At 75.0% G+C, this 16,693-nt stretch carries 14 protein-coding genes; 6 read left to right on the top strand and 8 right to left on the bottom strand.

The genetic code is table 11. From position 1 onward, the window contains the following. Nucleotides 1–31: 31 nt before the first annotated feature. Nucleotides 32–1,126, top strand: a complete 1,095-nt coding sequence (locus H4O22_RS19925; protein ID WP_182525029.1) for an aminotransferase class I/II-fold pyridoxal phosphate-dependent enzyme — start codon at nt 32–34, stop codon at nt 1,124–1,126. 10 nt (nt 1,127–1,136) lie between these two features. Here the strand turns inward: H4O22_RS19925 and H4O22_RS19930 are convergent, their stop codons facing one another. After that, a complete protein-coding gene (locus tag H4O22_RS19930; protein ID WP_244963038.1) occupies nt 1,137–2,498 on the bottom strand; it encodes a GH1 family beta-glucosidase in 1,362 nt (453 codons plus the stop codon). A gap of 16 nt (nt 2,499–2,514) precedes the next feature. Here H4O22_RS19930 and H4O22_RS19935 point away from each other — a divergent pair, with 16 nt between their 5' ends. From H4O22_RS19935 to H4O22_RS19950, 4 genes are all read left to right on the top strand, one after another. Then, the gene (locus H4O22_RS19935; RefSeq protein WP_182525031.1) at nt 2,515–3,183 is read left to right on the top strand and encodes a pirin family protein; all 669 of its coding nucleotides are present in this window, start codon (nt 2,515–2,517) and stop codon (nt 3,181–3,183) included. 114 nt (nt 3,184–3,297) lie between these two features. Next, on the top strand, nt 3,298–4,308 hold the full coding sequence (locus H4O22_RS19940) for a sigma-70 family RNA polymerase sigma factor (RefSeq protein WP_182525032.1): 1,011 nt from the start codon (nt 3,298–3,300) through the stop codon (nt 4,306–4,308). Next, nucleotides 4,305–4,916, top strand: a complete 612-nt coding sequence (locus tag H4O22_RS19945) for a TIGR03086 family metal-binding protein (RefSeq protein ID WP_182525033.1) — start codon at nt 4,305–4,307, stop codon at nt 4,914–4,916. Before H4O22_RS19940 ends, H4O22_RS19945 begins: the two co-directional genes overlap by 4 nt. A gap of 9 nt (nt 4,917–4,925) precedes the next feature. Further along, nucleotides 4,926–5,930, top strand: coding sequence for a helix-turn-helix transcriptional regulator (locus H4O22_RS19950; RefSeq protein WP_182525034.1), 1,005 nt, complete (start codon nt 4,926–4,928; stop codon nt 5,928–5,930). 4 nt (nt 5,931–5,934) lie between these two features. Here the strand turns inward: H4O22_RS19950 and H4O22_RS19955 are convergent, their stop codons facing one another. The 5 genes from H4O22_RS19955 to H4O22_RS19975 form a co-directional block, all read right to left on the bottom strand. Further along, on the bottom strand, nt 5,935–6,765 hold the full coding sequence (locus H4O22_RS19955) for a M23 family metallopeptidase (protein WP_182525035.1): 831 nt from the start codon (nt 6,763–6,765) through the stop codon (nt 5,935–5,937). A gap of 123 nt (nt 6,766–6,888) precedes the next feature. Continuing rightward, nucleotides 6,889–8,346: an NAD-dependent succinate-semialdehyde dehydrogenase gene (locus tag H4O22_RS19960; protein WP_182525036.1), complete on the bottom strand. Its 1,458-nt coding sequence runs from the start codon at nt 8,344–8,346 to the stop codon at nt 6,889–6,891. A 264-nt stretch (nt 8,347–8,610) separates the two neighbouring features. Continuing rightward, on the bottom strand, nt 8,611–10,542 hold the full coding sequence (locus H4O22_RS19965; RefSeq protein WP_182525037.1) for a penicillin-binding transpeptidase domain-containing protein: 1,932 nt from the start codon (nt 10,540–10,542) through the stop codon (nt 8,611–8,613). Between the two features lie 32 nt (nt 10,543–10,574). Next, nucleotides 10,575–11,549, bottom strand: coding sequence for an SGNH/GDSL hydrolase family protein (locus tag H4O22_RS19970; RefSeq protein ID WP_182525038.1), 975 nt, complete (start codon nt 11,547–11,549; stop codon nt 10,575–10,577). Between the two features lie 110 nt (nt 11,550–11,659). After that, on the bottom strand, nt 11,660–12,070 hold the full coding sequence (locus tag H4O22_RS19975; RefSeq protein WP_182525039.1) for a MerR family transcriptional regulator: 411 nt from the start codon (nt 12,068–12,070) through the stop codon (nt 11,660–11,662). A gap of 57 nt (nt 12,071–12,127) precedes the next feature. Here H4O22_RS19975 and H4O22_RS19980 point away from each other — a divergent pair, with 57 nt between their 5' ends. Beyond that, entirely contained in the window at nt 12,128–12,946 is an 819-nt protein-coding gene (locus tag H4O22_RS19980; protein WP_182525040.1) for an NAD(P)/FAD-dependent oxidoreductase, read from the top strand. Nucleotides 12,947–13,046: 100 nt separating this feature from the next. On the opposite strand, the gene H4O22_RS19985 is transcribed toward H4O22_RS19980, so the two are convergent. Both H4O22_RS19985 and glmS read right to left on the bottom strand, forming a co-directional pair. After that, on the bottom strand, nt 13,047–14,771 hold the full coding sequence (locus H4O22_RS19985; RefSeq protein WP_182525041.1) for a DEAD/DEAH box helicase: 1,725 nt from the start codon (nt 14,769–14,771) through the stop codon (nt 13,047–13,049). A 64-nt stretch (nt 14,772–14,835) separates the two neighbouring features. Further along, the gene (gene glmS, locus H4O22_RS19990; protein ID WP_182525042.1) at nt 14,836–16,683 is read right to left on the bottom strand and encodes a glutamine--fructose-6-phosphate transaminase (isomerizing); all 1,848 of its coding nucleotides are present in this window, start codon (nt 16,681–16,683) and stop codon (nt 14,836–14,838) included. Nucleotides 16,684–16,693: the final 10 nt, after the last annotated feature.

A 16,693-nucleotide genomic window follows, 5' to 3' on the forward strand; every position in this document is an offset into this window, starting at 1 on the left:
TCCTTCGCCCGGCTCGGCTAGCGTCGCCAGGGTGATCCGCGACCTGAGCGACGACGAGGCCCGGGCGGCGCTGCCGCTGAAGTGGGGCGAGGTCGGGCCGGGGGTGATCCCGGCCTGGGTGGCGGAGATGGACTACGCGGTCGCACCGGCGATCCTGGACGCCGTGGGCGAGGCCGTGCGCCGGGGCACGACCGGCTACCCGCCCTTCGGCGACCTCGGCCTGGGCGCGGCCTTCGCCGGCTTCGCGGGCCGGCACTGGGGCTGGGCCCCGGACCCGGCGACCTCGGTCGTGGTGAGCGACGTCGTCGGCGGCCTGCGGCTGGCGCTGGAGGTGCTCGCCCCGCCGGGGCCGGTGGTGGTGCCGCTGCCGTGCTACCCGCCGTTCCTCCAGGTGGTCGAGGTCGTCGGCCGCGAGGCGGTGACCGTGCCCTCGCTCGACCTGGCCGCGGTGGCCGACGCCCTGGCGGGCGGGGCGCGCACGATCCTGCTCTGCAACCCGCACAACCCGCTGGGCACGGTCCCGACCCGGGCCGAGCTGGAGGCGCTGCGCGACGTGGCCCGGCGGTACGACGCCCTGGTCGTCAGCGACGAGATCCACGGCCCGCTGACCCTGCCCGGGGCCGCGTTCACGCCGTACGCCGTCGTCGACCCCGGGGCCACGATCGTCACCAGCCACTCGAAGACCTTCGGCACCGCCGGGCTGCACTGCGCCCAGGTGCTCACCCCCGACCACGAGCGGCTGCGCGCGGTCCCGCACGTGCAGAACCTCGGCTTCTCGCCGCTCGGCATCATCGCCGGCCTGGCCGCCTGGACGCGCACGGACGACTGGCTGGCCGCGCTGCGCGAGCGGCTCGCCGGACAGGTCGCGCTGCTGGGCGAGCTGCTCGCCGACCAGCTGCCCGACGCGCGCTGGACCCCGCCGTCGGCGACGTACCTCGCCTGGCTGGACCTGCGGGCGTACGGCGTCGACGACCCGGCCGCCGCGGCGCTGCCGCACGGCGTACGACTCGCGCCGGGGCAGGACTACCACCCCGCGCTCCCCGGCCACGTGCGGCTGAACTTCGCGACCTCCGCGGACCGGCTGGCCGCGATCGTGGAGCGGCTCGCGGCGGCGCTGCGGACGTAGGGCCGCGGCGTCAGCCCGTGGAGCGGGTCTGGGCGCGGATCAGCGCGGCGTACCAGTCGAAGGAGCGCTTCGGGGTGCGCACCTGGGTCTCGAAGTCGACGTGCACGAGCCCGAACCGCTGCGTGTAGCCCTCGGTCCACTCGAAGTTGTCGAGCAGCGACCAGGCGTAGTAGCCGCGGACGTCGACACCGCGCTGGCAGGCGTCCGCGATCGCCTGGAGGTGACCCTCGAGGTAGTCGATGCGGGCCTGGTCGTCGACGACGCCGTGCTCGTCGGGGCCGACGGCGTACGACGCGCCGTTCTCGGTGATCATCAGCGGCGGCAGGGCCGCGCGGAACCGGGCGCGCAGGACGATCAGCCACTCGCGCAGCGCCTCGGGCACCACCGGCCAGCCGAAGTCGGTGACCGGGTGGCCGACCAGGTCGCGGAGCTCGAACGGCATCTCCGACTCGTCCGGGGCGGCGCCGACCCGCATCGGGTGGTAGTAGTTGATCCCGTAGAAGTCGAGCGGCTGCCGGATGGTCGCCAGGTCACCGTCCTGGACGACGTCCTCGAGCAGCGGGGCCAGGTCGGCCGGGTAGCGGCCCAGCAGCATCGGCTCGAGGAACATGCCGTTCCACAGGGCGTCGAAGAGCTTGGTCGCCCCGACGTCGGCGGCGTCCTCGCTGGCCGGCCACATCGGCGCGTGGTTGTTGGCGCAGCCGATGCTGGTGGCGCCGGCGGCCCGGAGCGCGATCGCGGCCCGGCCGTGCGCGACGAGCAGGTGGTGGGCGGCCGGGACCGCGTCGAACATCAGCACCCGGCCGGGGGCGTGCATGCCGATCGCGTAGCCCATCATCATCACGACGTTGGGCTCGTTGACCGGCACCCAGTGCTCGACCCGGTCGGCGAACCGCTCGCCGAGGATGGCGGCGTACTCCGCGAAGCGGTCGATGGTGGTCCGGTTCAGCCAGCCGCCGTCGTCCTCGAGCGCCTGCGGCAGGTCCCAGTGGTAGAGCGTGGCCATCGGCTGCACGCCGGCCTCGAGCAGCCGGTCGATCAGCCGGTCGTAGAAGCCGAGGCCGCGCCCCTCGGGCTTCCCGGAGCCGGTCGGCTGGATCCGCGGCCAGGAGATCGAGAAGCGGTAGCCGCCGGCGCCGAGGCGCTGCATCAGCGCGACGTCCTCGGCGTACCGGTGGTAGTGGTCGCACGCGACGTCGCCGGTCGACCCGTCGTTGATGTGGCCCGGGGTGTGGGCGAAGGTGTCCCAGACGCTCGGGCCGCGGCCGTCCTCGGCCCACGCGCCCTCGACCTGGTACGCCGCGGTGCTCGTCCCGAACCGGAAGCCGGGAGGCAGCGCGGGGAACGCTCCACCGCCGGACTGAGGGTCCACGGGCACAATCATGACCGTGACCGTCGAGATCCGCCGAGCTTCCGCACGTTTGACCGAACGTGCGCCGGGCCGAGCCACCCACCACTCGCTCTCCTTCGGGCCGCACCTGGACCCGGACCGGCTCCGCTTCGGCCCGATGGTGTGCCACGACGACCACCTGCTGGCCGACGGCCAGGGGTTCCCCGAGCACGGGCACTCCGGGCTGGTGATCGTGTCCTGGGTGGTCTCCGGCGCGCTGGTCCACGCCGGGTCCGTCGGCGGCGACGTGGTCGTCGCCCCGGGGCAGGCGGCCGTGCTGCGCACCGGCGACGGCGTCGAGCACAGCGAGCACGCCGGCGCGCCGCGCACCCGGTTCGTGCAGGTGTGGCTGGCGACCGACGCCGACGACGACGGCGGCCCGTCGTACGACGTGGTGGAGCCGGCGCTGGTGCCCGGCGCGCTGACCGAGGTGGTCACTCCGCTGCCCGGCGCCCGGTTCTCGGTGGCCCGGCTGGGGATCGGCGACACCGTCGCGCTCCCCGAGGCGGCCCGCGTGCACGCCTACGTCGCGTCCGGCGCGCTGACCCGCTCCTCGCTCGCCGAGCCGCTCGCCTCGGGCGACGCCTTCGAGCTCACCGACCACCCGTCGGTCTCCGTCACCGCCGCGGTCCCCACCGAGCTGCTGGTCTGGGCGTTCGACGCGTAGCGGCCGGTCGCCGATGAATCGACCCCTCGACCTCGGTCGGTACGACAGGCAGACTGGACGACGCGAGGGGCGCACCACATGACCACACCCACGGCAGCACCGATGGCAGTACCGATGGCAGTGGAGACCGAGCACGTGACCACGAGCGAGCTGGACGACTTCCCCACCCTGACCGAGCGCTACCAGCGGGAGCTGCTCGCCCACTGCTACCGGATGAGCGGCTCGGTGCACGAGGCCGAGGACCTGGTGCAGGAGACCTTCCTGCGCGCCTGGAAGGCGTCCGCCGACTTCCAGGGCCGCTCCTCGGTGCGCACCTGGCTCTACCGGATCGCCACCAACGTGTGCCTGACCAACCTCGAGGGCCGGCCGCGCCGCCCGCTCCCGACCGGGCTCGGCACCCCCGACTCGGTCGCGGGTGACACGCTGGAGTCCAACAACGAGATCGCCTGGCTCGAGCCGGTGCCGGACGCCGCGGTCGTGGTCGCCGAGCGCGACTCGATCCGGCTCGCGTTCGTCGCCGCCCTCCAGCACCTCCCGGCCCGGCAGCGCGCGGTGCTGATCCTGCGCGACGTGCTGCGCTGGTCGGCCGCGGAGGTGGCCGAGGCGCTGGAGACCACGCCCGCGGCGGTGAACTCCGCGCTCCAGCGCGCGCACGCGCAGCTCGCCGACCGTGGGCTGACCGAGGAGACGGTGGAGCCGCACCTCACCGCCCAGCAGCAGCACCTCCTGGACCGCTACGTCGACGCGTTCTGGCGCAAGGACATCGACCAGATCGTCAGCCTGCTGACCGCCGAGGCGGTGTGGGAGATGCCGCCGTTCACGAGCTGGTACGTCGGGGCGCGGAACATCGGCGAGCTGATCGACCACCAGTGCCCGGGCCAGGAGAACGACATGCCGATGCTGGCGACCTCCGCCAACGGCCAGCCCGCCTTCGGCCTCTACATGCGCACCGCGACCGGCAGCTTCGTGCCGTTCCAGCTGCAGGTGCTCGAGCTCGACGGCGAGCGGGTGCGGCACGTGCACGCGTTCTTCGACGCCACGCTCTTCGCGCGGTTCGGTTTGCCCGAGGAGCTGCCCGCGGGCTACCTGCCGGACGACGCCCCCCAGAGCGTGGCCCCGCGGTGAGCACCGCGCTCGACGGTGCCGTCGAGCTGCTCGACCGCTCCCTGGCCTACACCAGCGGCGCCCTGAGCACGGTCGACGCGACCCGCCTCGCCGCGCCGACCCCCTGCGGCCGGTGGACGCTCGAGACCCTGCTCGCCCACATGGGCGACTCCCTCGACGCCTTCCTCGAGGCCGCCGAGGGCGTGGTGGCGGTCGCGCCACCGGCACCCGCGGCCGACCGGGTCGACGCGCTGCGGGAGAAGGCGTGCGCGCTGCTCGGCGCCTGGGTGCGCGCTCGGCACGACGCGGTGCTGGTCGGGGACGCCGCGCTCGCCAGCCCGGTCCTGGTCGCGGCCGCGGCCCTCGAGATCGCGGTGCACGGGTGGGACGTCCGGCAGGCGACCGGGCGGCCCCGGCCGCTGCCCCCCGACCTCGCTCGCGGGCTCCTCGGGGTGGCGGGCCGCCTCGTCGACGACCGCGACCGCGGCGTCCGGTTCGGCCGACCGCGACCGGTCCCGGCGGACGCGACGCCCGACGTACGGCTGCTGGCGTTCCTGGGCCGCGACCTGACTGGTCCACCGGAGGGGATCTCCGCGATCCCCCCTCGGCCCCCGGCCGGGGTTGCCTAGTCTCGGCGCATGCCGTCGCTCGAGGTCCCCGTTGCGCTCACCGGCGCGTCCGCGACCTGCGCGGCGGCCCTCGCCGGCGTCCGCGCGGGACGCATCGCGGAGTCCCTGCCGGCGCTCGCCGCGCTGCACGCCCGGGGTGCGACGGCGGACGACCCGGTCTCCGCCGCGCTCGTCGCCGCAGCCCTGCTCGACTGCCACCTCGCGCGCGGCGCGCTCGGCGAGGCGATCGCGCTCGGCACCGACCTCGACGGCCGCCTCGACCTGCCCGGCACCGCCGGCGCCGTCGCGCACCACGCCCGCGGGGAGCTCTCCGCGGCGCTCGGGGAGGACGACCTCGCCGTCGAGCACGCCACCACCGCCGGCGGGCGGCTCGCCGCCGGCCCGCCCCTGGCCGACCCCGCGCTGGTCCCGTGGCGGGCCGGCGCGGCGCTGGCCCTGGTCCGCGTCGGCCGGCGCCGGGAGGCCGCCGCGCTGGCGACCGAGTGGTACGCCGTCGCGGTGGCCGCCGGGTCGCCGTACGCCGAGGCGCACGCGCTGCGCACCCTGGCCACCGTGGACTCCTCCGGCAACCGGGTCGCGACGCTGCGCCGGGCCCGCGCGACCCTCGGCGACACCCCCGCCGCCCGGCTCGCCGCGCAGGTCGACACCGACCTCGCCGGCCTGCTGCTGCTCGACCCCTCCCCGGCGACGAGCGTCGAGGCGCTGGCGCTGCTCCGCTCGGCCGAGGAGTACGCCGGCCACCAGGAGCTGTGGCCGCTGCAGGGCCGGGTGCGCCGGCTCCTGGACCGGCTCGGCGAGCCGCCGCGGCGCGTCCAGAGCGAGGCGCTCGCGGCGCTGACCGCGGCCGAGCGTCGGGTCGCGCGGCTCGCCGCCGACGGCCTCACCAACCGGCAGATCGCCGAGCAGCTGCTGGTGACCATCAAGGCCGTGGAGTGGCACCTCTCGCACGTCTACCGCAAGCTCGGCATCGCCTCGCGCACCCGCCTCGCGACCACCTTCGGCGCCCCGGCCTGACGGCTCAGAGCACGACGCCGCGGGCCAGCAGCGCCGCGACCGGGTCGATAGGGCCGCCGCCGGCGGGGCGGACCTCGAAGTGCAGGTGCGGGCCGCTGGTGTTGCCGGTCGCGCCGACCGTGCCGACCGCGCCGCCGCGCAGCACCTCCTGGCCCTCGGTCACGGCGATCAGCGAGAGGTGGGCGTACCAGGTCACGGTGCCGTCGGCGTGCGTGACCTCGACCTTGGAACCGTAGGCGCCCGCGGTGCCGGCGAAGGTCACCGTGCCGGCGTCGACCGAGACGACGGGGGTGCCGGTGGGGGCGGCGAAGTCCAGGCCGGTGTGGGTGCTGGACCACCGCCGGCCGGCGTCGCCGAACCGGGCCGTGAGCACGTAGGCGCCCACGGGTCGTACCCACGCGGTCGAGCCGTCGGCCATCGGCGGCAGGCCGGCCAGCGCGGCCAGCTCCCGCTCGCGGAGCGCCTCGCGACGCTGCCGCTCGAGCAGCTCGTCGGCGTGCTCGTCGGCCTCCGCGGCCAGCCGCCCGAGGGCGTCCGCCCGCTGCCCGGCGAGCCGGACCAGGGACCGCGCGGCACGGTCGCTCCGGGACATGGCCGTCCCGGCGATCCCCGGCGGCGCGACGACCGTGTGCACGACGGGCACGACCGGCGGGGCGGCGGCGACCAGCGGGGGCACGGCGGCCTGCGCGCGGGCCACGGGGGCGGCGTGCGGGTTCCAGGGGGCGGTGGGGTCGCCGAGCTCGCACGCGCCGGCCCAGGCGATGCCGGCGAGGCCGCCGGCGAGACCGGCCCCGAGGGCGCGGCGTGCCCACCAGGGCAGCCGGTGCTCGCGCACGGCGGCGTGCGCGCCACCTCGCCTCCTGGCCCCACCCACTGTCGCGCGTCCCCCCGTTGCCGATGACTCCTGGGAGCCCTATCGGCACGGCGGGGCCCGACCTGACCGGTCGTGGCCCGGGGCTCAGCCCGCGGGCAGCGCGACGTACGTCGTCTCCAGGTACTCCTCGATGCCCTCGAACCCGCCCTCGCGGCCGAAGCCGCTGGCCTTGACGCCGCCGAACGGCGCCGCGGGGTTGGAGATCAGGCCGCTGTTGATGCCGATCATCCCGAAGTCCAGGGACTCCGCCAGCCGGATCGTGCGGGCCAGGTCGCGGGTGTAGGCGTACGACGCGAGGCCGTACTCGGTGTCGTTGGCCTTCGCGACCGCCTCCTCCTCGGTCTCGAAGGTGGTGATCGGGGCGACCGGGCCGAAGATCTCCTCCGCGGTGATCGCCGCGCCCTCCGGGACGTCGAGCAGCACGGTGGGCGGGTAGAAGTAGCCGGGGCCCTCGGGGGCGGACCCGCCCGTCACGACCGTGGCGCCGTCACGGACCGCCTCGGAGACCAGCCGGTCGACGGAGTCGACGGCCTTCTCGTCGATCAGCGGGCCGACGTCGACGCCCTCGTCCTGGCCGCGGCCGACGGTGAGCGCGCCCATCCGGGCGCCCAGCCGCTCGGCGAACTCGGCCGCCACGGAGGAGTGCACGAGGAAGCGGTTGGCGGCCGTGCAGGCCTCGCCCATGTTGCGCATCTTGGCGATCATCGCGCCGTCGACGGCCGCGTCGATGTCGGCGTCCTCGAAGACCAGGAACGGCGCGTTGCCGCCGAGCTCCATGCTCATCCGCTGCAGCCGGTCGGCGGACTGGCGGACCAGCACCTTGCCGACGCCGGTCGAGCCGGTGAAGCTGACCTTGCGGAGCCGGCCGTCGGCCTGGAGCGCCTCGCTGACCGCGCCGGCCTGGGTGGTCGGGACGACGTTGAGGACGCCCGGCGGGAGGCCCGCCTCCTCGAGCAGGGCGGCGAGCGCGAGCATGGTGAGCGGCGTCTGCGCGGCGGGCTTGACCACCATCGTGCAGCCGGCGGCGACGGCGGGCCCGATCTTGCGGGTGCCCATCGCGAGCGGGAAGTTCCACGGGGTGATGAACAGGCAGGGGCCGACGGGCTTCTTGACCGTCAGCAGCCGGCTCCCGCCGGCAGGTGCCTGCATCCACCGGCCGTGGATGCGCACGGCCTCCTCGGAGAACCAGCGGAAGAACTCGTTGCCGTAGCCGACCTCGCCCTTGGCCTCGGCGACGGTCTTGCCCATCTCGAGGCTCATCAGGTGCGCGAAGTCGTCGGCGCGGGCGGCGAGCAGGTCGAAGGCGCGGCGCAGGATCTCCCCGCGCTCGCGCGGCGCCGTCCGCGCCCAGTCGGCCTGCGCGGCGACCGCGGCGTCCAGGGCCTCGACGGCGTCGGCGACCGAGCCGTCGGCGACCTCGGTGAGCACGCTGCCGTCGGCGGGGTCGAGCACGTCGAAGCGTCGGTCACCGTCGGCTTCGCGCCAGGTGCCGCCCACGAGCAGGAGACGGTGACGGTCGGCGAGCAGGTCGAGTCCGGTCATGGGACCCAGCCTGCCACCTCCTCAGTTGCGAGGATCCGCTGACAGGTTTGAGCGCCCGTGGAATGCTGGAGGAGTCGACTCGGAGGGAGCACTTCGAACCGACATGGACCCCCCGCCGACCCCATGCGGCGAGGGGTCCGCTCCCGTCCGGCGCCGCTTGTCCCCCCTGTGCCGGACGTCGCGGGCGCGGGGATCCGGATCTCGATCCGGGCCCCCGCGTCCGCCTCAGAGCGGCCGGTCTCAGCGCGCCGTTCCCCGGGCCGGTCAGCGCGCGGCGCGCAGGAACGCCTCCAGCAGCGGGCCCGCGGTGCGCGACCCGGACTCGCCGTCCTCGACGAACACGGCGACCGCGAGGTCGCCGTGGGCGGCCACCATCCAGGCATGGGTGCGCAGCGGCGTCCCGCTGCCGTACTCCGCCGTCCCGGTCTTGGCGATCGCGGGCGGACCGGGCAGGTCGGCCAGCCCGCTGCCGCTGCCCGACGTCACCACGCCGCGCATCATCGTCTTCAGCGCGCGCGCCTCCGCGGCGCCCAGCGGCCGGGCGCCGTCGGGCGCGCTCACCTCGACCGAGCGCACCAGCTGCGGGACCACCAGCTCGCCGCGCTGCACCGAGGCCACGACCGTCGCCATCACCATCGGCGAGGCGAGGATCGTGCCCTGTCCGATCAGGTCGGCGGCCGCCTCGGTCTCGGAGGCCGGCGGCTCGACGCTGCCGAAGTACGCCGGGAACCCGAGGTCGTGGTCGAGCCCGAGCCCCAGGGAGACGGCCGCGTCGAAGAGGTCGGTGCCGCCGAGGCGGTCGGCCTGGGAGATGAAGGCGGTGTTGCAGGAGTGCGCCAGGGCGGTGCGCAGCGGGATCCGGCCCAGCGCGGAGGCGGGGTAGTCGGAGTAGTTGGTGAACCGCTTGCCGTCGACGGTGAGCGTCGAGGAGCACGGCACCGGGCTGTCCGGCGTGAGCCCGGCGCGGAGCAGCGCCAGGGTGCTCACGGCCTTGAACGTCGACCCGGGCGCGAACTGGCCGAAGGTCGCGATGTTGTAGCCGTCGGTGCCGGGACCGTTGGCCGCCGCGACGATCTCGCCGCTGCTCGGGCGCAGCGCCACGATCGCGCTCGCCGGCCGGACCTCGGCGAGCAGGTCCTCGGCGGCGATCTGGAGGTCGGGGTCGAGGGTGAGCTCGAGGGGCTCGCCGGCCGTGGGCTCCACGCGGAACAGCTCGCGCTCGGTGTCCTCGGCGTCCTCGGCGTCCTCGGCGGGGACCGCGTCGACGACCACGCCGTCGGCGCCCCGGAGCAGGTCGTCGTACCGCGCCTGGAGCCCGGAGAGCCCGGCCACGTCGCCGGCGGCGTAGGACTCCGGGTCCTCCTCGACCATCTCCGCGGTCACCTCGCCGACGGTGCCGAGGATCGGCGCGGCGAAGTCACGGGTCAGCGGGAGCGCCAGCTCGTCCTGGACGGCGAGGATCCCGGGCACCGAGCCGTACTCACGGGCCAGCGCGACCGGGACGTCCTCGCGGCGGTAGGTGATCGCCTCGACGAACGCCTTCTCGCCGGCCGCCCGGACCTCCTCGACGTACGGCGCGGCGTCGACGTCGGTGAGCGCGGCCAGCCGGCGGGCCGCGGCGACCGCGGCCGCCTTCGGCACCGCCGAGCGGTCGACACCGAACCGGACCACGGGCCGCTGGGTGACCAGGGTCTGGCCGCGCGCCCCGGTGATGTCGCCGCGGCGGGCGCCGATCGGGGTCGCGTCGAGCACCTCGCCGTCGGCCAGCGACGGCTCGACCAGGCTCGGCGACCAGGCCGCGCGCCACTCGCCGTCGACCAGCTCGAGGGCGGCCTCGCTGTCGTAGTCCCAGGACTCCTCGCCGACCGGCCAGGACCAGGTGAGGGTGGCGGTGGCGGTCCCGCCCTCCCCGTCGGTGACGTCGGTGACCTCGACCGTGGGCGAGACCTCGCCCAGCCCGGCGACCAGCCCCTCGGTGACGCCCTCGAGGACGGCGGTCGCCTCGGCACCGGTCGTGCCGGTGAACGCGACCTCCGCGAGGTCGCCCCCCGCCAGGCCGGTCGCGAGGTCGGCGGCCGCACCCTCGGGGTCGGGGCCCGGGTCCGGGTCGGCCTGGTCGCAGGAGGACAGCGCCCCCAGCACCAGCAGGACGGCGGCGGGGAGGGCGAGCCGGGTCGCGGGGGGTCGGCGCAGCATGCGCACCCTTCTACCAGCCGGCGCCGACCGGCTCACGGGTGCCGTGCCAGCCACCGATCGAGGTCGATGCCGTGGCGGCGGGCGGCACGCTCGGCCCGGGGCGTGGTCAGGTCGGGCCGGCGGAACGGCGCGGTGCGTACGCCGCGGGCCCGGGCCGGGCTCGGCTCCGCCGCCGGACGGACCACGGCGGCGCGGGCCGGCGCACCCCGCAGCAGCGGGCGGACCAGCGGCAGCAGGCCGGAGGCGTGCCCGGCGCGGTGGGGGTGGTAGCTCTCCGCGACCGGGAACGAGAGCCCGTTGACCCACTCCGCCTCGTCGCAGACCGCGTGGCCGCGGAACGCCGACGTGGGGTCGGCGAACGCGAACCCGGCGCCGCGGGCCGCCGCGCCGAGCCGCGCGTTCAGCAGGTCGGCGGTGCCGTTGAGCCGCCGCTGCTCGTCGGCGGAGAACCAGGTGCCGGCGTCGCAGTCCTCGCCCATGAAGATCCGCGGGTAGCCGACCACGACGACCCGGGCGAGCGGGGCGCGGCGCCGGACCTCGGCGTACAACGTCTGGAGCCGGCGGGTCAGGGAGTCGCGCACGAACCTGCGGGCGCCGGCGACCGCCCGCTCGCAGTCGCCCAGCCACCACGGGGTGGCGCAGGTGGTGAGGACGCCGGCGAAGCCCGCGTCGTTGCCGCCGACCGAGAGGGTGACGTAGCGGGTGGAGCGCCGCAGCGCACCGAGCTGGGCAGCGGTCACGTGGGCGACCGTGGCACCGGCACACGCCCGGAACCGGAGCCGGTAGCCGAGGGCGCGGGCGGCGAGGGCCGGGTAGGCCGCGGACGACCGGCGGCAGGTGGTGCCGTCGTCGCGGTAGGCGCCGGTGCCGACGCCCGAGGCGTAGGAGTCGCCGAGCGCGACGTACACGGGCTTGGCGGTGGCCGCGGGCGCGGCGGGGAGCAGCGCCAGCAGGACGGTGACGACGGCGGTGACGAAGGCGGTAACGAAGGCGGTGACGGCTCGCACGAGCGGCTCCGAGGTCCGAGAGGGCCGCCCGGTGCGGCCCGGCTCCAGCCAAGCACCGCCCGCCGACGGCCGCCAGGGTCTCCGGCGGGACCTGTGGAGGACCGCGCCGGTCAGCCCACGGCACCCACCACGTCGTCGACGAACCGCTGGAAGTTGGGGCAGGCGGCGACGTCGTGCGCGCGGCACCGGAGCGCGTGCAGGGTCATCGCGCGGGACCGCTCCATCTCCGCCATCCGGCGGTCCAGGTCGTCGACGTGGGCCTGGAGCACGCGGTGCCGGTCGGCGGCGTCGGCGTCGAGCAGCACCGCGATCTGGTCGAGGCTCATGCCGGAGTCCTTGCTCCGCATGATCACCGCGACCCGGAACAGGTCGTCGACGCCGTAGCGCCGGCGGCCCGCGGCGTCGCGCGCCGGACGCAGCAGCCCGACGTCCTCCCAGTGCCGCAGCACGTGCGTGGCGAGCCGGAACCGGGCGGCGACGTCGCCCACGGACCACGGTGTCGGATCGGTGCTTGACTTCATGTCAACATGAAGTCACATCCTCGTCACGGACGCAATCCCGACGGACGGAGACGCACGATGGACACCTACGACGCGGTCGTGGTCGGCGGCGGGCCGGCCGGCCTGCAGGCCGCCCTCACCCTGGGCCGGATGCACCGGAGCACGCTGCTGCTGGACTCGGGCGAGTACCGCAACGCCCCGGTGGAGCACCTGCAGAACTTCCTCACGCACGACGGCCGGGCCCCCGCGGACTTCCGCGCCGCCGCGCGCGCCGACCTCGCGGCGTACTCCTCGGTCACCGTGCGCGAGGCCCGCGCCGGGAGCGCGACGGAGGAGGACGGGCTGTTCCGGGTCGCGCTCGAGGACGGCACGAGCATCAGCGGCCGCACGCTGCTGCTCGCGACCGGCGTCCGCGACACCCTCCCGGACAAGCCAGGCCTGGGCGAGCTGTTCGGCACGGTCGCGGCGCACTGCCCGTTCTGCCACGGGCACGAGCTCGCGGGGACCCACGTCGCCGTGCTCGGGAACGGGCCGCACGCCGCCCGGCTGCCGCTGCTGCTCGCCCCGATCGCGGACCGGGTGACCGTGCTCGCCGACGGCGGGCCGATCGACCCCGCGGCCGGCGACCTCCTGGCGCGCGCCGGCGTGACGGTGCGGCCGGAACCGGTCACCGGGTTCCGGCGCAGCGCCGGCGGCGCGACGGTGTCGTTCGCGTCCGGGCCGGACGAGCTCGGCCGCACCAGCCGCCCGGGCGTGTACGCCGCCGGCGACCTCGCCCACCTGGCTGCCCTGCCGATGCCGATGCCGTCGGTGCTCACGTCGGCCGCCGCCGGCCTGGTCGCCGCCTCCAGTGCCGTGCAGGCGCTGGTGGTCGAGGACTGGGGGCTGGCGGGATAGGGCTTGGTGGGCTGCCGGTTTCCCCGGTTCACCGGGGAAACCTGAACTTCTCAGGCATCGCAACGCCTGAGAAGTTCAGGGAAACCCTGAGAAGTGCGGCTCAGCCCTTGTGGCGGGGCTTGCGGTCGTACGACGGGCGCGCGCTCTGAGCGCTCGCGCCGGAGTCCGGCTGCAGCTCGATGAGCTTGCCGGAGATCCGGGTGCCGCGCAGCGCCTCGTAGACCTCGCTGGGCAGCTCGGCGGGCAGCTCGACGAGCGAGAAGTCCGGCTTGATCGAGATGTGGCCGAAGTCGCCGCGACGCAGGCCGCCCTCGTTGGCGATCGCGCCGACGATCTGGCGCGGCTCGACCTTGTGGCGCTTGCCGACGCTGATCCGGTACGTCGCCATCGGCACGTCGGACTGCGACCCGCGGCGCTCGCGGCTGGCGGACCGCTCGGGGCGGTCGCGCTCCTCGCCGCGGGGCTCGCGGACGGGCTTCTCGCGGGCCGGGTCGAGCAGCAACGGCTCCTCGCCCTGGGCGACCACGGCGAGCGCGGCGGCGACGTCGGCCTCGGGCACGTCGTGGTTGCGGACGTAGTGGCCGATGATCTCGCGGAACCGGTCGATGCGGCCGGTCTGCTCGAGGGCCGCGGTGATCTGCTCGTCCCAGCGCGAGAGCCGGGTGACGTTGACGTCCTCGACGCTCGGCAGCTGCATCTGGGTCAGCGGCTGGCGCGTCGCCTTCTCGATGTGCTTGAGCAGGTAGCGCTCGCGCGGGGTCACGAACGAGATCGCGTCGCCGCTGCGGCCGGCGCGGCCGGTGCGGCCGATCCGGTGCACGTAGGACTCGGTGTCGGTGGGGATGTCGTAGTTGACGACGTGGCTGATCCGCTCGACGTCGAGGCCGCGGGCGGCGACGTCGGTGGCGACCAGGATGTCGAGCTTGCCCGACTTCAGCTGGTTGACGGTGCGCTCGCGCTGGTTCTGGGCGACGTCGCCGTTGATGGCCGCCGCGCTGAAGCCGCGCGCCCGGAGCTTCTCCGCGAGCGTCTCGGTCTCCTGCTTGGTGCGGACGAAGACGATCATCCCCTCGAAGTTCTCCACCTCGAGGATGCGGGTGAGCGCGTCGACCTTCTGCGGGTAGCTCACCATCAGGTAGCGCTGGGTGGTGTTCGCCGAGGTCGTCGTCTTGTTCTTGACGGTGATCTCTTCGGGGTCGTTGAGGTACTTCTTGGAGATCCGGCGGATCTGGGCGGGCATCGTCGCGGAGAAGAGCGCGACGTTCTTGTCCGCCGGGGTGTCGGCGAGGATCTTCTCGACGTCCTCGGCGAAGCCCATGTTGAGCATCTCGTCGGCCTCGTCGAGCACCAGGAAGCGCAGCTCGGAGAGGTCGAGCGTGCCCTTCTCGAGGTGGTCCATGATCCGGCCGGGCGTGCCGACGACGACGTGGACGCCGCGGCGCAGCGCGGAGAGCTGCACGCCGTACCCCTGGCCGCCGTACACGGGCAGCACGTGGACGCCCTTGAGGTGGGAGGCGTACCGCTCGAAGGCCTCGCACACCTGCAGCGCGAGCTCGCGCGTCGGCGCGAGCACCAGCGCCTGCGGCGTCTTCTGGCGCATGTCGAGCCGGCTCAGGATCGGCAGCGCGAACGCCGCGGTCTTGCCGGTGCCGGTCTGCGCCAGGCCGACCACGTCGCGGCCGGCCAGCAGCGGCGGGATGGTCGCGGCCTGGATGGCCGACGGGGTCTCGTACCCGACGTCGCGCAGCGCCTTCAGCACGGCGTCGTCGAGTCCGAGGTCCGCGAAAGTGGGGGTCGGGTCGACGTCGATGTCCTCGGTGCTCACCCGCCTACGGTAGTGGCTTCGGTGCCGTGGAGCCGCTTCGAGGTGGCGGTGCGATCGGTCACGCTCACTCGACGGTGACCGACTTGGCGAGGTTGCGCGGCTTGTCGACGTCGAGGCCGAGGTGCTGCGCGGCGTGCAGCGCCAGCAGCTGGAGCGGCACGGTGAGCAGGATCGGGTCGAGCTCGCGCTCGTTGCGAGGGACGTCGATGCGCTGCACGTCGAGCCCGCCGAGGTCGACGTCCGCGTGGGTGACGACGACCAGCGGCCCGCGCCGGGCGGCGACCTCGTGCAGCGCCGCGACGTTGCGGTCGGTGAGCTCGTCGGACGGCACGATCGCGACCGTAGGCACCGCCGGGCTGATCAGCGCGAGCGGCCCGTGCTTGAGCTCGGAGGTCTGGTACGCCTCGGCGTGCCGGTAGCTGACCTCCTTGAGCTTCTGGGCGCCCTCGCGCGCGACCGGGAAGCCGCGGACCCGGCCGATGAAGAACAGGCTCTCGGCCTCGGCCAGCCGCTCGGCGACGGCCGCGACCTGCTTCTCCTGGTCGAGCACCTCGGCGATCTGCTCCGGCAGCCGCCGCAGCCCGTCGATGAGCCGGCGCCCGTCGGCGATGGAGAGGTCGCGCACCCGGCCGAGCTGGAGGGCCAGCAGCGCGAACCCGACGAACATGTTGGTCAGCGCCTTCGTGGACGCGACCGACACCTCGGGACCGGCGTGCAGGTAGATGCCGCCGTCGCACTCGCGCGCGATCGCGCTACCGACCACGTTGACCAGGCCGATCACCCGGCCGCCCTTGCGGCGGATCTCCTGGACGGCGAGCAGGGTGTCGATGGTCTCGCCGGACTGGCTGACCGCGACGTAGAGCGTGTCCGGCTCGATGATCGGGTTGCGGTAGCGGAACTCGCTCGCCGCCTCCGCGTCGGCGGGCACCCGGGCCAGCTCCTCGATCAGCGAGGCGCCCATCTGGCCGACGTAGTACGCCGACCCGCAGCCGAGCACCTTCACCCGGCGGATCGCGCGCACCTCGCGCGGGTCCATGTTCAGCCCGCCGAGGTGCGCGGTGCCGAACCGCTCGTCGAGGCGGCCGCGCAGCGCCCGCTCGGCGGCCTGCGGCTGCTCGTGGATCTCGCGGTGCATGTGCGACTCGCCGGGGCCCAGCGCCGCGCCCGCGTCGTACGCCGCGGGGTCGATGTCGAGGGTCGTCGGCCGGGTGGAGGTGGCGGAGAGGTCCTGGCGGTAGGTCGTGAAGCCGCCCGCGGTGAGGGTCGCCATCTCGCCGTCCTCGAGGTGCGCGACGGTGGTCGTGTAGCGGACCAGCGCGGCGAGGTCGGAGGCGACGTGCATCTCCTTCTCGCCCACGCCGATGATCAGCGGGCTGCCGTTGCGGGCCACCACGATCCGGTCGGGGAACGCCGCGTGGACCACCGCGACGCCGTACGTCCCCTCGACGACGCGCAGCGCCTCGGCCACCCGGGCCTCGAGGGTGTCGGCGGTGGAGAGGCCGATCAGGTGGGCGAGCACCTCGGTGTCGGTGTCGCTGACCAGCTCGATGCCGTCCTCGGTCAGCCGCTCCCGCAGCGCGGCCGCGTTGTCGAGGATGCCGTTGTGGACGACGGCGACCTCGCCGGTGGCGTCGGTGTGCGGGTGGGCGTTGGCGTCGGTCGCCGGCCCGTGGGTGGCCCAGCGGGTGTGGCCGATGCCGACCTTCCCGGCGAACCGCTGCGGCACCGCCTCGACCAGGTCACGGACCCGGCCGGCCCGCTTGACCACGCGCGGCTTGGCCGCCGCGGCGCCGTTGCCGCCGAGCACGGCGATGCCCGCCGAGTCGTAGCCCCGGTGCTCGAGCCGGGCCAGGCCCTCCAGCAGCAGCGGTGCGGCCTGCTGCGCCCCGACGTACCCGACGATCCCGCACATGTGTGACTCC

Source organism: Nocardioides dongkuii, assembly GCF_014127485.1.
Taxonomy (GTDB): domain Bacteria; phylum Actinomycetota; class Actinomycetes; order Propionibacteriales; family Nocardioidaceae; genus Nocardioides; species Nocardioides dongkuii.